The sequence below is a fragment of the Microcoleus sp. N9_B4 genome (genome assembly GCF_036701635.1).
Taxonomy (GTDB): Bacteria; Cyanobacteriota; Cyanobacteriia; order Cyanobacteriales; family Microcoleaceae; genus Microcoleus.
Genome location: NZ_JAUBRC010000019.1, coordinates 1 through 18,694 on the forward strand (window position 1 = coordinate 1; position 18,694 = coordinate 18,694).

At 46.1% G+C, this 18,694-nt stretch carries 13 protein-coding genes and 1 pseudogene; 7 read left to right on the forward strand and 7 right to left on the reverse strand.

Translation table 11 applies throughout. The features are described 5' to 3' along the window. Nucleotides 1-233: 233 nt before the first annotated feature. Together QUA43_RS14415 and QUA43_RS14420 are read right to left on the reverse strand one after the other, a co-directional pair. Complete coding sequence (locus tag QUA43_RS14415) at nucleotides 234-968, reverse strand: phosphoadenylyl-sulfate reductase (protein ID WP_333374786.1); 735 nt, start codon at nucleotides 966-968, stop codon at nucleotides 234-236. After that, complete coding sequence (locus QUA43_RS14420) at nucleotides 929-1,147, reverse strand: hypothetical protein (RefSeq protein WP_333374788.1); 219 nt, start codon at nucleotides 1,145-1,147, stop codon at nucleotides 929-931. Before QUA43_RS14420 ends, QUA43_RS14415 begins: the two co-directional genes overlap by 40 nt. 740 nt (nucleotides 1,148-1,887) lie before the next feature. Between QUA43_RS14420 and QUA43_RS14425 the strand changes: the two genes are divergently transcribed. The 5 genes from QUA43_RS14425 to QUA43_RS14445 all read left to right on the forward strand — a co-directional run bounded on the left by QUA43_RS14425 (nucleotide 1,888) and on the right by QUA43_RS14445 (nucleotide 12,635). Then, complete coding sequence (locus tag QUA43_RS14425) at nucleotides 1,888-2,253, forward strand: response regulator (RefSeq protein WP_333048274.1); 366 nt, start codon at nucleotides 1,888-1,890, stop codon at nucleotides 2,251-2,253. Between the two features lie 257 nt (nucleotides 2,254-2,510). Then, a complete protein-coding gene (locus tag QUA43_RS14430; protein ID WP_333330677.1) occupies nucleotides 2,511-3,014 on the forward strand; it encodes a chemotaxis protein CheW in 504 nt (167 codons plus the stop codon). Nucleotides 3,015-3,104: 90 nt separating this feature from the next. Next, nucleotides 3,105-8,897, forward strand: a complete 5,793-nt coding sequence (locus tag QUA43_RS14435; RefSeq protein WP_333374789.1) for a PAS domain S-box protein — start codon at nucleotides 3,105-3,107, stop codon at nucleotides 8,895-8,897. A 266-nt stretch (nucleotides 8,898-9,163) separates the two neighbouring features. Next, nucleotides 9,164-11,968, forward strand: a complete 2,805-nt coding sequence (locus QUA43_RS14440; protein WP_333374791.1) for a hybrid sensor histidine kinase/response regulator — start codon at nucleotides 9,164-9,166, stop codon at nucleotides 11,966-11,968. A gap of 187 nt (nucleotides 11,969-12,155) precedes the next feature. Next, on the forward strand, nucleotides 12,156-12,635 hold the full coding sequence (locus tag QUA43_RS14445; RefSeq protein ID WP_333374792.1) for a chemotaxis protein CheW: 480 nt from the start codon (nucleotides 12,156-12,158) through the stop codon (nucleotides 12,633-12,635). 65 nt (nucleotides 12,636-12,700) lie between these two features. Here QUA43_RS14445 and QUA43_RS14450 read toward each other — a convergent pair whose 3' ends face one another. From QUA43_RS14450 to QUA43_RS14470, 5 genes are all read right to left on the reverse strand, one after another. Continuing rightward, nucleotides 12,701-13,948 (reverse strand): adenylate/guanylate cyclase domain-containing protein, encoded by a 1,248-nt coding sequence (locus tag QUA43_RS14450; RefSeq protein WP_333374793.1) that lies wholly within the window; start codon nucleotides 13,946-13,948, stop codon nucleotides 12,701-12,703. A gap of 206 nt (nucleotides 13,949-14,154) precedes the next feature. Continuing rightward, entirely contained in the window at nucleotides 14,155-14,739 is a 585-nt protein-coding gene (locus QUA43_RS14455; RefSeq protein ID WP_333374795.1) for a PepSY domain-containing protein, read from the reverse strand. Nucleotides 14,740-15,055: 316 nt separating this feature from the next. Then, a complete protein-coding gene (locus QUA43_RS14460; protein WP_333374797.1) occupies nucleotides 15,056-15,367 on the reverse strand; it encodes a 2OG-Fe(II) oxygenase in 312 nt (103 codons plus the stop codon). A 232-nt stretch (nucleotides 15,368-15,599) separates the two neighbouring features. After that, on the reverse strand, nucleotides 15,600-16,997 hold the full coding sequence (locus tag QUA43_RS14465) for an ATP-binding protein (protein ID WP_333374799.1): 1,398 nt from the start codon (nucleotides 16,995-16,997) through the stop codon (nucleotides 15,600-15,602). Further along, entirely contained in the window at nucleotides 16,963-17,640 is a 678-nt protein-coding gene (locus QUA43_RS14470; RefSeq protein ID WP_333374801.1) for a response regulator transcription factor, read from the reverse strand. Before QUA43_RS14470 ends, QUA43_RS14465 begins: the two co-directional genes overlap by 35 nt. 195 nt (nucleotides 17,641-17,835) lie before the next feature. Between QUA43_RS14470 and QUA43_RS14475 the strand changes: the two genes are divergently transcribed. Beyond that, a complete protein-coding gene (locus QUA43_RS14475; protein WP_333374802.1) occupies nucleotides 17,836-18,576 on the forward strand; it encodes a pentapeptide repeat-containing protein in 741 nt (246 codons plus the stop codon). After that, nucleotides 18,509-18,694, forward strand: a pseudogene (locus QUA43_RS14480) (hypothetical protein); the annotation flags it as partial. The gene QUA43_RS14475 and the pseudogene QUA43_RS14480, both read left to right, overlap by 68 nt.

An 18,694-nucleotide genomic window follows, 5' to 3' on the forward strand; every position in this document is an offset into this window, starting at 1 on the left:
TCTACGCCCAAAACATTTTTGAGGAGATATGACTACGCACTCTTTTGTGCCCAGAGTAGTCAGCCTGGGAACCCTAGGGATAGGGATATTAAGACTGAAATGTCTTAAGAATCCCCGTGCCTTAAGGCCGGGGAGTGTCAAGTGAAGTGCATTTATTCTTGGGTAAGGTGCGCCTAGCGCACCCTACTATTTGTTTGGTGAGCCTAGCGCACTTTACGACTAAGTGGTTTAAACTATGTTTGTGCGTTACCAGCGTGCAAACCGCACTCTTTTACGGTCGCTTCTTCCCACCACCAGCGACCTTCGCGTTCGTGTTGGTTCGGCAATACCGGCTTCGTACAAGGTTCGCAACCAATACTTACAAAACCGCGTTCGTGCAACTTGTTGTAAGGCACATCCAAAGCGCGAATGTATTCCCAAACCTCTGCCGAAGACCAGTTTGCTAAGGGGTTGAATTTAATTAATTCATGGTCTGGAGTTGAGAATGCACTGTCAACTTCAATGACCGGAATACCGTTGCGGGTACTGGGACTTTGGTCTTTCCGCTGACCGGTAATCCAAGCATCAAGAGTATTCAATTTGCGGCGCAGCGGTCTGACTTTCCGCACGCCACAGCATTCTTTGTGGCCGTCTTGATAAAAACTAAACAATCCCTTTTCTTCTACTAGGGCTTGTACTTCTGCTGCATCGGGAAACATTACTTCTAATTTAATGCCGTAATGTTTTCTGACTTGATCCAAAAACTGATAAGTTTCTGAGTGCAATCGTCCGGTGTCTAGGGTAAAAACGCGGAAATTCTTGGTTATTTTTGAGGCAATATCGATCAGAACTACATCTTCAGCCCCGCTGAAAGAAATGGAGATATTGTCAAAATTTTCTAAGGCAAATTTGAGAATGTCTCGCGGTGTTTTTTGACTGTATTCTGCTTCTAGCGCGGCAATGTTGAGATTTCTTTGGATGGCAACCATATGTTCGGATTTTCGGTGTTCTTTTCCTCTAGCCCTTGATTATAGCCGATCGCCGTCTCTCCCTCACTGACTACTTTGACAATCAAGCAATGTCGTCCGGGGCCGCCGGATTCATCCGTGAAGCGAGAAAAAAGCTCCGACTGCTCATCACCAGCCCCCGGATTTATCAGTGGGAGCACTTTCTCCAATTCTAAAATCTACAATCTACAATCTAAAATCGATTGACCCCATCTTGCAACAGTCTTTTCGCCTGATCCCACAATCAATCTCAAGGATGGCGCCCGCTGGTAGCAGTTTTGGTGAACCCAACACTCCTCTACTGGGTAAAATGGGATTGCCGCGCGGTCAATTTATTTGGCGCCACAATTATAAACTACAGACAATAAAATTCTTTAAATGTCATTGTTGCCATCCTCAAATTGGGGTTCTATTATTAATTAAATAATAGCGCTAACTCAGCAATATACTGCTGTTTGTTAAGTGAAATCAATTTTTGTCACTACCAGTATTGACCGCGATCTACCTACTTTTAATTGGCAGTTATTTGCGCCAATTAAATAACTTAACTAGCACCATTTAGACAAGACACTGAACTAGATGATTGGGAACAAATCTCAAAAAAACACGTAGAAACTCCCGCTTGAGTACCCCAGTCGCTCCTTCTACTAAGAGCTGTTGGTTTCAACACAGCGAATCACCAAGAATTAATTACTAATTACCGATTAATTTATTCAGAGCTATTCCGTTAGAAAAGTAAATTTTTATCGCTGACAGCTAACCTTCAGCCATACGATCGGCTATATTGTATTTGGAAGTACATTAATTTGTCCGCAAAGCGGTATAGTCCCATCGCCGCCGATCGCGCTAGCTTCTGAATAAACGTAGTCCGCTGTCAATAACAGCAAGGAAGTGTGGAATCATGTCAAAAATTTTAGTAGTGGACGACGTTAAGAGCGAACTAGAAATCATCTGCCGCATTCTTCAAGATGCCGGACTCGATGTGATCCGGGCAGGCGACGGCGAAGAAGCGATCGCCATGATCCGCAAAACCCCTCCGGCTTTGGTCGTTTTAGATGTAGTGATGCCACGAATGAACGGGTTTGAAGTGATCAGAGAATTGCGGGGCGATCGCGCAACTGCCAAATTGCCCGTAGTATTTTGTACTCATAAAAACACCGAGATCGATAAAGCTTGGGGAACTGATTTAGGGGCCGACGCTTACGTCAGCAAACCCTTTGAACCTCAGCAACTCGTTCACATAGTGCAGCGCTTGCTTTCAGCGTAAACAAAATATAAAGTCATCGGCAGCTCCCCAAAAAACATTATACCGAAAAACCCCGTTTTTTTTAATAAACTGGGTTTTTGAATCCCATAAAAGTTTTATGTTTAATGATAGAAACCTGCTTATTTGCCCAGCCGCGATTTATTTAACGGAAACATTTGAGACACCCAAAATGATGCTGAAAAACTCGATCGGCGATCGGCTTTAGGGTAACAACAAAATTCTAATTTGTAAGCTACACTATAAACTAAAAATAAGCCATGAAAATAACGGCTCCCCCCGCTGGGGGGAATCAGACAAGTATAACAAAGCAATTTCTCCTGTTCGGTCAAGGAGGCAGTCTGTTCGGCATAGAATTAGAGGCAGTGCGGGAAGTCCTTTCCCTCAAGGAACAACCGATTTCCCTGGTTCCCAACACCCTGCCATTTTTGCTGGGATTAACCAACTTGCGGGGCGAAATCTTAGCAGTAGCAGACTTCGGACTGTTCGTCGCTATTGAGTCGGTTGACATTTACCACCCAAACAGCCGCATCTTAGTTGTAGAAGCGCCCGATCCGCGAGACGTGAGATTGTTGTCGAGAATCCGCGTGGGATTAGCTGTCTCCCGCGTCGAAGGAGTTTTACCTCTCTATCCCGATCGCATTGTCTCAGCACTAGATGTCAGTCCCGACCTAGCTCCATTCTTAAAAGGTCTGTACAATTCCGAAGGACGCTTGCTAATGATTGTCGATGTAGAAGCGATCGCCCATTCCGAACGCTGGTAAAAATCCACCATACACATAAGTCTGCAACGGCTGTGCATCTATAAATTTAACTAACGATCGCCCGCATCCGATTTGCCCATCCTTAATCTTATGATCAAACTTCTCTATACTTGGATCGCAACAACTTTCACCCTGACATTGCCTGACTTCTCCCTCTCGGTGGTAGCTGGGGCTGCTAATTGCATCATTTCTGGGTGTTACTTTGCCATCGCCTGGATAATCAGCTTAGGTTTGTGGCGAAACCGTCAATTCGGGTTCGACATCTTCGCCACAGCCACAGCAGGCATATTTTGGAGCTGCGCTTTCGGCCACAGCGGCCACGCCGCCGAATACCTAGGGCTGCCGCACTCTCCGGTGGCACAAACAGTCTTCGATTGGATAACTGTAATGGCGGCGATCGTTTTTTTGAGTTTGTCCAACCGCTACGGATTCTTAGTAGGTTCCAAGCAAATCCTGAACTCTCAAAAAGAAACAGAACAAGCACTGAGCGAAACTACCAAGCGATTTCACGCAATCTTCGACCAAGCTTTTCAAGCGATCGCAGTATTGGAGCCAGACGGTACTCTGATCGAAGCAAATCAGACAGCGCTAGAATTGGGCAATTTGCAAGCATCAGAAGTGCTGGGGGTGAAATTTTGGCTGACACCTTGGTGGGCATCATCTCCAACCAACCAGCAGCGTCTAAAAACAAACATTAAACAAGTCTCCGCCGGCAAGTTTGTCCGGGAAGAATACGAAATCACCGGCCCCAACAACCATGTGACAGTAATGGATGTGTCGTTTAAGCCGCTGTTAAATGCAACAGGAGAAGTATTTCAAATCCTCGCCGAAGGCCGCGACATTACCCAGCGCAAACAGGCAGAAGCCGCATTGCAGCAGCTAACGGCAGAACTAGAGCAGCGAGTGAATGAAAGAACCGAGCAGATCCTGCAAACTAATGCACAATTGGAACAGGAAATTCGCGATCGCACCGCAGTCCAAGAGCAATTAAAAGCCTCAGAACAATTTTTAAACAACATCCTCAACAGCATCCCCGACCCGATTTACGTCAAAGATCAACAGCACCGCTGGATCATAATAAATGATGCCTTTTGTCAATACATAGGTCACAGCAGAGAAGAACTAATTGGCAAATGCTACGACCAGTTTTTGCCCAAAGAGGAAGCAGAGAAATATCGAGAAAAAGACGAATTAGTTTTCTTGACGAATACCAGCAGCGAAATCCAAAAAACCCTCAAAGATCCAGCAGGAAAGACCCGCTTTGTCTCCGCCCAAAAATCTACTTTTGTAGATACCGAAGGCAGGAAATTTCTCGTTTCCGCGATGAGAGATATCACCAAGCGCGTGCAAATGGAAGAACAACTGCGGCACACACTCGCAGAAGCACAAAGCTCCCAAAGCTTGCTGCGGACAGTCATTGACGCTACGCCAGACTGCATCTTTGTCAAAGATCGAAACTCGCGCTATACCCTAGTCAATGCAGGTTTCGCCACCGCCTTCGGCAAAACTCAAGCAGAAATTATCGGCAAAGACGACGCAGAAATCGGCATATCGGTCGATCGAATCTTTGGCAGCTTCCACGCCGAAACCGATTCCGAGAACCAAATCCAAAACTTCCGGGCCGGCAACCACCTCGCTCCCGGTTCCAACGACTTAGCCACCTTAGCCGACGGCAAAGTACACAGCTTCGACACCCAGAAATTGCCCCTCAAAGATGCAGAAGGCAACATTTTAGGAATGCTCGGCTTAGCGCGCGACATCACACAGCGCCGCAAATCTGAACAAGAACTATTGCGGTTCAAAGCAATTTTAGAAACCACAACAGACTGGGTAGGCATGGCAGACTCCCAACAGCGCACCATTTATCTCAACCGCGCCGCCAGAGAAATGTTGAGAGTTGCCGAGGACGCAGACTTAGCCGGAATCAACATTTCTGACTTGCTATCCCCCAAAAGTATCGACACTATTATGAATGTCGCCATCCCCGCAGCTTGCCGAGACGGGGTGTGGAGTGGCGAGACAGTTTGGCAGAGTTTAGACGGCGAAGAACTACCAGTTTCTCAAGTAGTTATTGCCCACAAATCCGATAATTCAGAAGTTGAATTTCTCTCAACAATCGCCCGCAACATTACAGAACGCAAGCGCGCAGAAGAAGCAGTGCAGCAGAACTTGCAAATGCTCGACCTTGCCAGCGACGCGTTGATCGTTCGGGATATGGACGGCACGATTAATTATTGGAGTCAGGGAGCCGAACGGATGTACGGCTGGACAAAAAAAGAAGCCTTGGGAAAAGTCACCCATACTCTATTGCACACCATTTTTCCCCAGCCTTTAGGAGCTATTTCGACACAGTTAGAAGAGCAGGGTTATTGGGAAGGAGAAGTAATTCACACCACCAATTATGATACAAAAATTACCGTATTTAGTCGCTGGAATTTGCAGCGAGACGAACAGGGAAAACCCAAAGCCATTTTAGAAACTAACAACGACATCACGGAGCGCAAGCAAGCCGAAATTGAAAAACAAAGATTGATTTCGATCGTAGAAAGTAGCTCGGATTTTATCGGCACGGCTACCTTGGAGGGAGAGGCAACATACCTGAATGTCGCTGGAATGAAACTAGCAGGATTGCCAAATATTGAAGAAGTCAAAAGCAAAAATATATATGAATTCTTCTCAGCAGAAGATGCTAAAAGCTTAAAAGAAGAAATCCTGCCGGCTACTGTGCGAGACGGTTTTTGGCAGGGTGAATTCCGCTTGAGGAACTTTCAAACCGGCGAAAACTTTCCGGTTGACTTCACCCTATTTACCGTCAAAAACCCAGAAACCGGCGAGCCTATGGGGTTGGCAACAGTTACTCGCGATATCAGCGATCGCAAACGCGCAGAAGAGATGCTGCGCGATCGCGAAAGACTATTCCGAGCCATTTTCGACCAATCTTTCCAATTCATAGGTCTGCTCAAACCGGACGGCACCGTTTTGGAAGCCAACCAAACAGCCTTGGCCGCCGCAGGCCTGCGGAGCGAAGAAATAATAGGCACTCCGTTTTCCGAAACCCTGTGGTGGCAGATTTCCCCGGAAACCAAGCAACAGATACAAGAAGCGATCGCCGCAGCCGCGGCCGGCGAGGTAGTCCGTTACGAAGTGGATGTGCTAGTTGCCAACGGTGCAGTTGCCACCGTTGACTTCTCCATCAAACCCATCACAGACGACAGTGGCAAAGTCTTGATGCTAATTCCAGAAGGCCGCGACATTAGCGATCGCAAAGCCCTCGAACGAGAATTAGTTTTGCGTCAAACCCGCTTTGACGCATTTTTCACAGCCGCCCCGGCCTCAATGTTTATTTTTGACGAGCAGTTGCGCTTCGTGCAAGTCAACGAGAAATTAGCCGAAACCACCGGCGTCTCAGTTGCCGAACACCTCGGCAAGACTGTGAGGGAAGTTATACCCGAAATGATCGATACCCTACAGCCGATGTTGCAGCAAGTTCTTGTCACCAACCAACCGTTTTTAAACGTTGAGGTGTCGGGCACAACCGTCAACGAACCGGGCGTCCTGCGAGATTGGCTGGCGTCATACTTTCCTTTGCCCGGCCCTGACGGCAAACCCATCGGTGTCGGCGGTGTGGCGATCGAAATTACCGATCGCAAAAAAGCAGAAGAAGAGCGCGATCGATTTTTTACCCTTTCCCTAGACTTGATTTGTATTATAGATTTTGAAGGCAAATTCAAGCGCATCAATCCCGCTTGGGAAAAAACTCTCGGCTACAAGGCGCATGAACTTGAAGACAACTATTATATCGATTTAGTCCATCCAGACGATCGCGAATCAACCCGAGAACAAGCGGAAAAAGTAGCCAGCGGCTCCGAATTAAAGTCCTATGAAAATCGCTACCGCTGCAAAGACGGTTCCTACAGGTGGCTGTCGTGGAAAGTACGACCTGAAACCGAACAAAAGCTCATGTATGCAGTGGCTCGCGACGTTACCGAAAGCAAACACGCGATGGTGCAATTAGAAACAACAACAGCCCAATTAGCCCGTTCCGAAGACCAATTTCGCCAGCAAAGCAATCTCTTGCAACTGCTAATAAACAGCATTGGCGACGGCATAATTGCTGCCGACGAAAAAGGCAATTTTCTTTTGTTCAACCCCGCCGCCGAAGATATGTTTGGCATGGGTGCGACAGATGCTATTCTCAACGAATGGTCGGCAAGATACGGTTTATTCTTGCCCGATACCGTAACTCCCTATCCCCCAGCCGACATACCTTTAGCACGCACGGTTCGAGGGGAAGCCGTTGACGACATAGACCTTTTCAGCCGCCACCCAGGCAAGCCAGAGGGCCTGTGGGTGAAAGTTAACGGCCGGCCGCTCAAAGACGAAACCGGGGCGCTTAAAGGCGGCGTAGTCGTTTGCCGCAACGTCACTGAACAAAGAGCATCCCAGCAGCGGATGCAGCAGTTAGCCGAGGCACAGGAACGCTTGCTGCAAGAACTCAAAACTCGGCAAAATGCCCTAGACGAATCGGCGATCGTCAGCGAAACGGATGTCCAAGGCGTGATTACCTACGTCAACGACGGATTCATTGAAATCTCCGGTTACAGCATGGGAGAACTCCTACACCGCAACCACCGCCTCGTCAATTCAGGCTACCATCCCCCATCATTTTTTGAAGAAATGTGGGTGACACTTTCTCGCGGTTTGGTTTGGCAAGGGGAAATCAAAAACCGACGCAAAGATGGCTCGTTTTACTGGGTAGATTCGACGATCTCCCCCATTTTTGATACCACCGGCACAATAGTCAAATATATCGCCATTCGCTTTGACATCACCGAGCGCAAAGAGGCAGAAGAACGACTAGGAAAATTGGCAGCAGAACGCAAAGCTGAAGCTGATTCTTTGACGCAGCAAGTCCTTAAATTGTTGGGAGAAATTAAAGGCGCGGCTCAAGGCGACTTGACAGTCAGGGCGGAAGTGACTAACGACGTTTTAGGTGCTGTCGCCGACTCTTTCAACTTCTTAATCGGTTCTCTGCGGAAGGTGGTAACGGGAATTCAAACTTTAGCTGAACAGGTAACATCTGCCACCGGCGAGTCGATTAATAATACCAGTCAACTCACCCAACAGGCAGAAATTCAAGCAGCAAAAATATCTGCCATCATGCGCGAAATCGAGCGGATTGTGAATTCGATCCGCGACGTGCGAGATGTTTCGGTGCGGGCCGAAACAGTGGCTCAGCAGTCTTCTCAAACGGCTGAAGTCGGCGGTATGGCGGTCGATCGAGCTGTCGAAGGCATTAACGGGCTCCGGTTGACGATCGCCTCTACCTCGAAAATGATGAAGCGTTTGGGTGAATCTTCGCAGCAAATTGGCAAAATTGTGACTTCGATTTCTCAACTTGCTTCGCAAACGAATTTATTAGCTCTGAATGCTACTATTGAGGCGGCGCGAGCCGGCGAACAAGGTTTAGGCTTTGCTGTTGTTGCCGAAGAAGTGCGGAAATTAGCAGAAAGATCCGCCGGCGCTACTGAGGAAATCTCGGAAATTGTCGGTACAATTCAAGAAGAAATCAGCCGCGTGATGAAGGCAATGGAATCCGGGACGCTGGAGGTAGTGGAAGGCACTAAGCTAGCAAGCGAAGCTAAAACTCATCTCAATGCCATTATTGAAGTTAGTCGAGAAATGAATGCTTTGGTGCAGAATATTACTATCGCATCTGCCAAGCAAACTGTTTCGGCTGAGGGAATTGCTAACAGTATGCAGCAAGTCAACGAGATTGCGAATACGACCGCACAAAAAGGTGCGGATGTCAAAGCATCTTTGGACGAGTTGTCTGGTTCTCTGGGCCAATTGCAAAAGTCGGTGGCGAATTTCCGCAGTTAGTTCAGTTGACTGTTGACAGTTGACTGTTAACTGTTGACAGTTGACTGTTAACTGTTGACAGTTGACTGTTATACGAATCACTAATAACTATCGTTGTTGTCGGGGCGGGTTGACAACTTTTCTGAATGCGAAGTTATAAATAATCGTGAACCAACCCTGGCAACAATTACAGTTAAATAACGGGACACATATATAAAAAAACTGCCAACCGACAACTGTTAACTGCCAACAGTCAACAGTCAACAGACAACAGACAACAAACTAATATGAATGATGACGATTTAAACGAATTAATAGATGCTTTTACCGCAGAATGCGAAGAGTTTCTCCAGTCAATGGAGACGAATCTGCTGGCGATGGAAGCTGCGGGTTTGAAAGAGCGACAAGCGGCAGTTAAAGAAATGTTTCGGGCGGCGCACTCGATTAAAGGTGCGGGTTCGATGTTGGGCTTTCAAAACGTGTCTGTCGCAGCTCACACGCTGGAGGACTGTTTTGTCATTTTGCGCGATCGCACAGACTTGGCGGCCCTGGAACCTACTACTGTGAGTGTTTTGCTGCAGGGGGTGGATACTCTCAAAAAGATTACGATCGAATCAGTTCAACACTCCGATGTCACAACTCCGGATCAAACGGAAAACTTGGAAGCGATCGCCCAAATTTTCGCCCACTTCCAGGCCAAGTACGGCAAGTCAGAACAGTCGCCAGTCCCCGCAGTCAGCCAATCGCCCGCCCCCGACACCCTGAAACTGATTTTTGAACAGCAAGTGCCGGCACTCTTCAATCGCCTAGAAACCGAGCTTTCCCAAGGTTCCGAAGCAGATTTGGCAACAAGCGTCACCGCCCTCAAGCAGGTTTACTACCAACTCTCCGGTTTGGCTGGAATGTTGCAATTGCCGGATTTTGGGAAAGTCGCCGCAGCCCTCAGCGCTTTGATCGACTCTCCCGACTTGACTCTACAACGGTTGCAATCCGAGGGTTGGGCGATCGCCCAAAACTTGCAAACCGCACGCCAACAAATATTGGAAGGAAGGGCGATCGAAATCCCCGAAATCTCCCCCACTCCCCCCGACTCCCCCTCTCCCACTCTCCCACTTTCCCCCTCTCCCACTCTCCCCGAAATCTCCCCGACTCTCCCAGTCGCCAACCCGCAAAGGCCGACAATCCGGGTAGACTTAGAACGCTTAACTGAATTGGTGAATCTAGTCGGGGAATTAGTCATCAACCGTACAAATTTAGAACTTCAAGAATCCGAACTGCGCGGCGAAGTCAAGCGCATCCGCCGCAATATCGTAGATTTGAACCAATTCGGCGGTCAGTTGCGAGAAGAATACGACAGACTGAGCTTTGCAGAGTGGAGAGGGGGAAACGGGAACTCTGGATTGGGAAAACGTACAGCAGCAGAAACAGAATTCCCAATGATTGCTAACGGCAAATCCTCTCCGGTTCATGCTCACTTCGATATCTTAGAGATGGATCGTTATACAGAGTTCCACTCCACAGCCGCAGAAGTCATCGAAACTGCCCAAGCAATTTCTCACTCCGCCACCAAATTAGACACCTTAGCCATGAAATTCGAGCGCAGTACCGACCAACTGCGCCGCATTACCGAACAACTACGCAGCCGCGTCATGCAGTTGCGAGTCGTGAGTTTCAGCCGCGCCGTCGATCACTTGCCCAGAGCGCTGCGGGATATGTGTCTCACATACGATAAGGATGTCAACCTGCTGCTAGTGGGAAGAGATACCAAAATTGACGAAAGTTTGCTCGATGCTTTGCGCGACCCCTTAATACACTTAGTGAGAAACGCTTTCGACCACGGCATCGAAATGCCCGAAGTTCGGCAAGCAAGCGGCAAGCCCGCCAGCGGTCAAATAGAAATAGAAGCCCGCCACCAAGGCGGCCAAACTATTATTACTGTCGCCGATGACGGTAAAGGCATTGACCCGGAAATGATTCGCCGTAAAATTGTCACAAAGGGTTTGGCTACGGAGGAACAAGCTCAAGAATTTTCCATTGCCGAACTCTACGATTTTCTGTTTTGGCCGGGTTTCAGCACCACAGAAGGGGTCAGCGACCTTTCGGGGCGGGGAGTCGGGCTCGACGTGGTGCGAACAAATTTGCGGACTGTGCGGGGGACTGTGAAGGTAGACTCTCGCCTGGGAAAAGGTACGAGTTTTATCATTAAACTGCCACTGCTGCTGTCGATTACTGATGCCTTGATGGTGAAAACCGATCACAATAAAATAGCAGTGCCGCTGGATGCAGTCGAGGAAATTCTGCACATTAAAGCCTCGGAAGTTCACATTGCCGGCAATCAGCCGATGCTGTGGTGGCGGGAGGAATTTATTCGTTTGGTGAGAATGCAAGATTTGCTCGAATACAGCGTCCTCCCGCCGGATGCCCCCTCTCCTGACCCTTTGACTCAAGACGAAATTCCTGTCCTGGTTTTGGCTTCTACCGAAGGAATGCTGGCGGTGGCAGTGGAACGGCTGATCGGTCAGCAGGAAATTGTGGTTAAACCTTTGCCACCGCCTCTATCCAAGCCTCGCGGCGTTTTGGGGACTACGATTTTGGGGGACGGGCGCGTGGTGAATATTCTGGATGTGGACGATTTGGTGGGTCAACCTGTGGTAAATAGTTCGATCGCCGCTGTCTCCGGTAAAGTCCAGGAGATGCCGGCGAGTGCGAGTCAGTCACCGCAGATTTTGGTAGTGGATGATTCCTATACAATTCGCCAGTTGCTGTCTCTGACGCTGACTCGTGCTCGCTACCGGGTGGTACAGGCTAAAGATGGTGTGGATGCCCTGGAAAAGTTGCAAAATGGTCTTGATTGCAGTTTGGCGATCGTGGATATTGAAATGCCCCGGATGGATGGATTTGAATTGTTGCGATCGATCAGATCGACCCAGCGGTTTGCTAAGATTCCCGTAGCCATGCTGACATCCCGTAGCGGGGAAAAACATCGGCAAATGGCAATGGAATTAGGCGCAAATCAATACTTCACCAAACCTTACAGTGAAGCTCAACTTTTACAAGCCATTCCCAAATTGCTCCACCACTCAATAATTTAATCCCAAATCTCAAATCTCCACTCAAATAATCCCTAATCTCAAACAAAACTTAGGCAAAAAGTAATTGAGTACGCGAATAATAGTGGGAACTACGCACCCAACTCACCTACCTACTAAATCGAATAATCTAAAATCTAACATCCAATAATCTTCAATCTAAAATCTAAAATCTCAAATCTAAAATAGAATGACTCACGCCAATTACAATCGCCGCTTTCGGAGCAACAAACAAGCCACTGTTAGAATTGCCCCTAAAAAATTTGTTTCCTTTGAACTGGGGAACGTCTACTATGCTGTTCCTATAGAACGAGTGCAGCGTATTGTTAAAGACTTTACTCCCTACGGTTTTTTAGATAGCGGTCAAAGTTTAGTGCGACACCAAGAAGAACTAATTACGCTGATTAGTTTATCTAAAATATTTCCCAGCATCCGGACTATTGCCGACAACAACTACCTGATTGTTTGCAGTTTAAATAAGAGCGATCGCCTGGGAATTCCGGTTCCTAATATGCCGAAAATATTGGAAATATCCGAAGAAAACTTCTGCGAAATTCCCGAATTGTACCGCCAAGATCAACTCCCTAACGCCGTAGAAAAGTTAATTCGCTCGCCAGACGGTACAGAAGTTTTTTATCTAAACTTAGAGCTATTTAACCAGAGGATATAATCAGAGTTTTCTGATTGAATATATCGCCATTTTTTTACTCTATGTTCGCAATCCGTGACGGCTAGCTATATTAACCGCCATGCAATTAAAGCTGCTGTTTTACCTTTAGCCACTATCGGTTCACAAGGTTCCACCGTTAGATGTTGTGACATCCCTTGATAAACAGCATCAGAAATAGTAATTGCACCACCAGGCGTGGCACTTTCTAAGCGTTTAGCTGTATTGACAACATCACCAATCACCGTATAAGTCCGAACATCTGCACCGCCAAATAGCCCTTCAATAACGCTTCCGCAATGCACCCCGCATCCCGCACCAATTCCATATAATTCAAGCATTTCTGAAGCAGCTTTACTCATAGATTTAGCCGCAGCAATTCCCTGTTGTGGCGTAGCATAAATAGCCATAATTTCATCGGCTGTAAATGTTATTCTTAAAGGCTGAAACTGAGAAGCTGCTGGTTCAACACAACGGTAATATTCATTGAGAACCGCTGCAACTGTCTCAGGGGAAGTTTTTTCGCACCAACTTGTAAAACCGCGAATATCCATAAATAAAATCGTGCGATCGCACTTTTGAAAAGCCAAACCTGCTGGATTATTAAGCGCTGTGTCTACTACATGACTTCCCATTCCCCATTCTGCCATATTTCCTAGTAGTTGAGCTGTTTTTTCTAGCTGCTTTCTTTGTTTTACAATCTGTAGTGACTGCAACCCCAAAAGCAAACCGATAAACACCATACTCCAAGTAAGAAACCAGTGCGTTGCCGTCCGCGAAAATGTCACTATCAATTCTAAATTAGCAATTAAATATTGAGACTTAATCCCAATCACAACATAAAAAGCTACCACCATCAGAGCCCTTACCAAACTTTCCAGTGGAATCAGCCAATCATCAATACCCTTAGCCCAATGGAATCGCAATCCTTGCAAAGTAGCAATCATCAGAGAAAATAACCAAAAGACAATGTGACTAAGATTTTGGAAAAAATCTAGCCCGTCTATCGGCACATCAATCAGCGTATAGATACCAACGCAGATCAGGTTTCCCCAAAAACGGTGGCATTTCGAGCTCGACAGATACCAAGCCTGAACAAGCATTGCTACTATCAGTAAATATTCAGTTGGGTCTGTGATAAATTGGAACAAACCCGCTAATATCAAGTCTGATAAAGTCTTCAGAATTAAAAAGTGACCGCTGTTACTTAATACTTCACTGAGAAATGCACTGGTGCGACTTCCTTGTAGCCGACTTTCCCATACATTTTTTGAATTTAGACTTTTTTTTGCCGTTTCAATACCTCTATTCATCATCTTAATTAAAGGTCAGTGACCAGATAATTATTGTATACCAGTTCCCCAAAAAAGATGCAACTGTAAAGAGGATTAAAACCACGATCTTCATCAGTTATTCCCGGAAAAAAAATCTATAGCGGTTCTCAAAAAAGTGAGGTATGCCCTATGCCCTATGCCCTATGCCCTATGCCCATGAGTACCTCATTTTTCTGAGAAAGGCTATATTAGCTATCTTCCTCTGTTGTTTGCGGGCGACGTTTCCGAAAAATACCAGTCATATTGATTCCTGTTACCAGCAGCAAAATCACACCCAAACCCACCAAAAACACATAGATTGGCATCAAAAAATCTCCCAAATATTCTCCTTGGTGGATATTCAAAAAAACTTCTCCTACCTCTTTCGGCATCTTAAACCAGCTTCTGCCAACTCGATAGATTACACCTGTCACCGTACTGACTGTTAAAGGCAATAAAATAATCGGTGCAGCAATACGGTGAACCTTACGAAAATCAAGTTTAGCACCTGGTCTTTCAGGGCGTGCGCCACCCAAAAATTTGGTCATCGTCAAACCAGTGACTATCAGCCCAATCACTCCCAAAGCCAGCAAAAGCACATAAAAAGGTCTGAGTTCCTTTCCGAGATAGCTTCCTTGGTGAATCACCATAAAAATCTCGGCAGCATCATCTTCTATACCAAACCAACTTTGTGCGAGCCGATAGGTAACACCAGTTAATGCAGTCAATAGTAAAGGGATGAAAATAATCGGTGCAACTTGGCGGTGAAGTTTGCGAAAATTAATGCTAGCCATCTATTTATTCTCCTATTTTTTAGAGGTTTTGTTGTTGACCAATCAGATTGTCTTGGACGCACGGGTAGGCAGAAACCGGGTTTTTGCGAAAAAATTTTGTGATCCCCGCAGATTCGGGAAAAAACCCGGTTTCTTTGGTCAAAATGGGTAATTCATGTTGCAAATAATTTCATTTTGATAGAAAGTGCCGTCACTTGCGTATCCATAATTGCTAACACTCCCTGAAGTACCGCTTTGATAACCATAATTACTATGACAAAACAAAGTAAAGAACTCGGAAAGACCTAAAATGTATTTCATCCGCCTCCAAAACCTCCTAAATAGTCCTGGACGCACGACATCTATATCTCGTGTGAATGTAGGGGCAATCCCCCCGGTGGTTGCCCTTATTCCTTGGTCTCTTGCGTAAGTCCTGCTCAACCATTGAACCAGCATCAAGTTTAAAAGCTTGTTGTCCTTGGGTACTTTCAATCACTAATTCGCCGCCCGTATAACTTGCAGGATAGCTGAGAAATAGAGTGAGAGACAAATCCGATCGCATTAGTTCTTCATCTCCCATAATCGCATTATCAATATGTGTGCCGTAGTACATTCCTCCCTGATAGCGACTCAACATAATCGGACGCATCGCTTTAGGGCGCGCCGCTATTTGGAATAAAGAATTTCGTTTTAGTGCTTGGTTGACTAAATTTCTGAGTTCTTGAGTTGGAGCCGCATCATTTTTTAGTTGAGCGTTATTTTTTACTTGTTGGGCGTACTAACCTGCTGTTAACTTCCCATCAACAAATTCAGCATTGGAGAAAGCGGTGAACAAGGAGAATCTGGGAAGACGAGTTAAGGTTTTTTATTAATATCAACTCTTAAGCTACTGAGGATAATTTTACATGAAAACAGCTACCTACTCCTAGCTGACTGGTAACGCTAATTTCTCCTCGATGGCTTTGGACAATTGCTTGGGCGATCGCCAATCCCATCCCCAAACCCCCTTCGCGGCGATTTCTGGCTCGATCTGCTCTCCAAAATCTGTCGAAAACTAACTTTACATCTTCTGGAGCAATGCCGATACCAGTATCCTCTACACTCACAATTGTCGATCGGTTCTGTCTGCTCAGAGAAACAGTCACACTTCCGCCCGCTGGTGTGTAATGAATTGCGTTTCCGAGCAAGTTGGAAAACAAACGAGTTAGCTGTGCAGCATCTCCCATTACAGACGTATTAATGGCTAAATTTGACTTAAGAATAATTTGCTTTTCTTGAGCTTGCAGTTCCCACAAATCTAGCAAATCCTCTAATAGTTCATCTAACGGAACCGCTATCCACTCGCTGGCGATCTTGGCTGCTGGTGCATCCATTCTAGTTAATAAAAGTAAGTCTTCAACCAACTGAGTCATCTGTTTAGTAGCAGAGGCGATCGCCGCCATTTTCTTAACATCCGCTGCATGAATTCTCTCTGGATGACTCTGCATAACTTCCACAGAAGTTTTAATGGCTGTCAGCGGACTTCTCAACTCATGGGAAGCATCAGCAGTGAATTGTTTTAACTGCTGAAAACTATCCTCAATTGGCTTGAGAGATTGCTTAGTCAGCCACAAACCACCAACCGCAGTCAAACTCAGAAAAATAATACTCCCATAACCCAAATTCCAGCGGAGTCTGCTGAGAACTTTTTCGATTTTTTTAGTAGATTCGCTGGTGCGAATATAACCTTTTAATTCTTGCTTTTTATTATCATAAGAAATGTAAACTGGAATTGTCGCCGACCTAATTTGCCCGTTTTGTATGGTTTGGAAACCCGATTTTATCGGTACAGGCGGTAAAGTATTGCCGGAATTTCCTAACATTTTACCTGCTTCATTAAACCATTCTACAGCTTGATCTGGTTCCCGCAGATTTTGCCAGGGAATGTCTAAGTCTCCGTCTTTATCTAACTGGCGCGTTACTTTTTCGCGATCGAGTTCAATTTGAAGATCATCATTGCGGTGTTCACTTTCTTGGTCAGATTCATCGCCTTTTTTTTCTGAATTTTCTGAAATATGCTGTTTTTCGATCGCAACTAAACTGTGAGACGCTGCTTGAGCCAAAACCTCCAATCTCTGGTCTAATTCTTGATACAGACTGCTGGCAAATAATTCATAAACAGCAATAGCAGAAGTTCCTAAAATAGCTACCATCACTGTTAAGTAAGATAGCAATAAACGCCATCCCAAAGCTTGAAATTGGGGGTTAGAGGTTTTGGTTGAGCCGATAACCCATGCCATAAATAGTCTCAATAAAATTAGCTGGTGCGCCTGCTGCTTTCAGTTTTTGTCGCAAACCCCGGAGATGAACTTTTACGGTTTCTTCTCCTGGCGAGTCTTCAAAAGCCCATATATGGTCTAGGATAGCACTCCGTGTTAAAACGCGCCCTCCTGTTCGCAGGAATAATTCTAGCAAACTGTACTCCTTTGGTGTAAAATGCAGCAAATAATCGCGATAAGTAACTTCGCAGGTATTCGGGTTTAAACGCAGATTTTCCCACTCTAATACTGGTGGCAAAGTTGTACTTCCCCGCCGCAGTAAGGCTCTAATTCTTGCTGCTAATTCTGGCAAATCAAAAGGTTTAACGACATAATCATCGGCTCCCGCATCTAATCCCATGACTTTATCATTGCTGGTGTCTCTGGCTGTTAGCATTAACACGGGGGTTTTTAAACCTTGTCCGCGCAAGCCCTGACATAGGGTAATTCCATCTATTTTTGGCAGCATCACATCTAGCAGAATTAAGTCATAGGTAAAAGTTTCTGCAAAGTTCCAACCTTCTTGACCGTCGGCGGCTATATCTACGGCATAATGTTGGTCGGTGAGGGCTTCTGCTAATGCTTGGGCAATGCGATCGTCATCTTCTACTAACAAAATTCTCATAGCTTACTGTTAAATACTGAATGCTAAATACTGAGTGCTACATAGTGACTGTTGAACAGCAATATAAAAGATAATTCGCACACCTGATGGTTCCGAAGTATTTTATCTAAGTTGAGATTTATTGATCTCAATGTAGGGCGTTCGCTTTTCCGAGTATCATACAATATCAATAGTATTTTTGCACTCTTGCTGTTTATGAAAAAACTCACAATAATGTCGCTCGCCCTACTAATTTTTGCAGCAACTCTCGAACTGCCGAAGGTGGGGCTGCAACTAAGTGCGATCGGGCAAATAGAAACACCCCAACCAATCCCAACACCTCAACCAATCCCAACACCCCAACCAATCCCAACACCCCAACCAATCCCAACACCCCAACCACAAACACCCCAACCAATCCAAACACCCCAACAAATCCAAACACCCCCAATCCAAACACCCCAACCAAAACCAGCCGACCCCAAAAAGCTCGGCTACGTCTCCCCAGAATTTGCCGAAAATTTCTCCCAGCAACAAATCGACCAAATCAACGCCAACGTCGAAACGCTGCTGCTAACTCAAAGCTGCTCCCGCTGCGACCTCCGAGCCGTAAAATTAGTTAACCTTAACTTAAAAAATCCCATCCTGACAGGATCAGATTTATCAGATGCCAACCTCAGCGGTAGTCGCTTCGAGATATCAGATTTTGTCAACACCAATCTAGCTCGCACAAACTTAAGCGGAGCAGAATTAGTAGGAGCAAGAATCAGCAACGCTAACCTCAGAAAAGCCAACTTGACAAAGACAAATCTAGACGGTGCAGACTTGCGATTTTCCGACTTGAGAGATGCCAATCTTTCCGATGCCAACCTCCGCAATGCTAATATAGATGGCGCTACTATCGATCGAGCAAGTATGGCCGGCACCACAATGCCCGACGGCAGAAAAAATCAATAATATAGCAGAAGGCAGAAGGAAGAAGGAAGAAGGAAGAAGGCAGAAGGCAGAAGGCAGAAGGCAGAAGGCAGAAGGCAGAAGGCAGAAGGCAGAAGGCAGAAGGCAGAAGGCAGAAGGC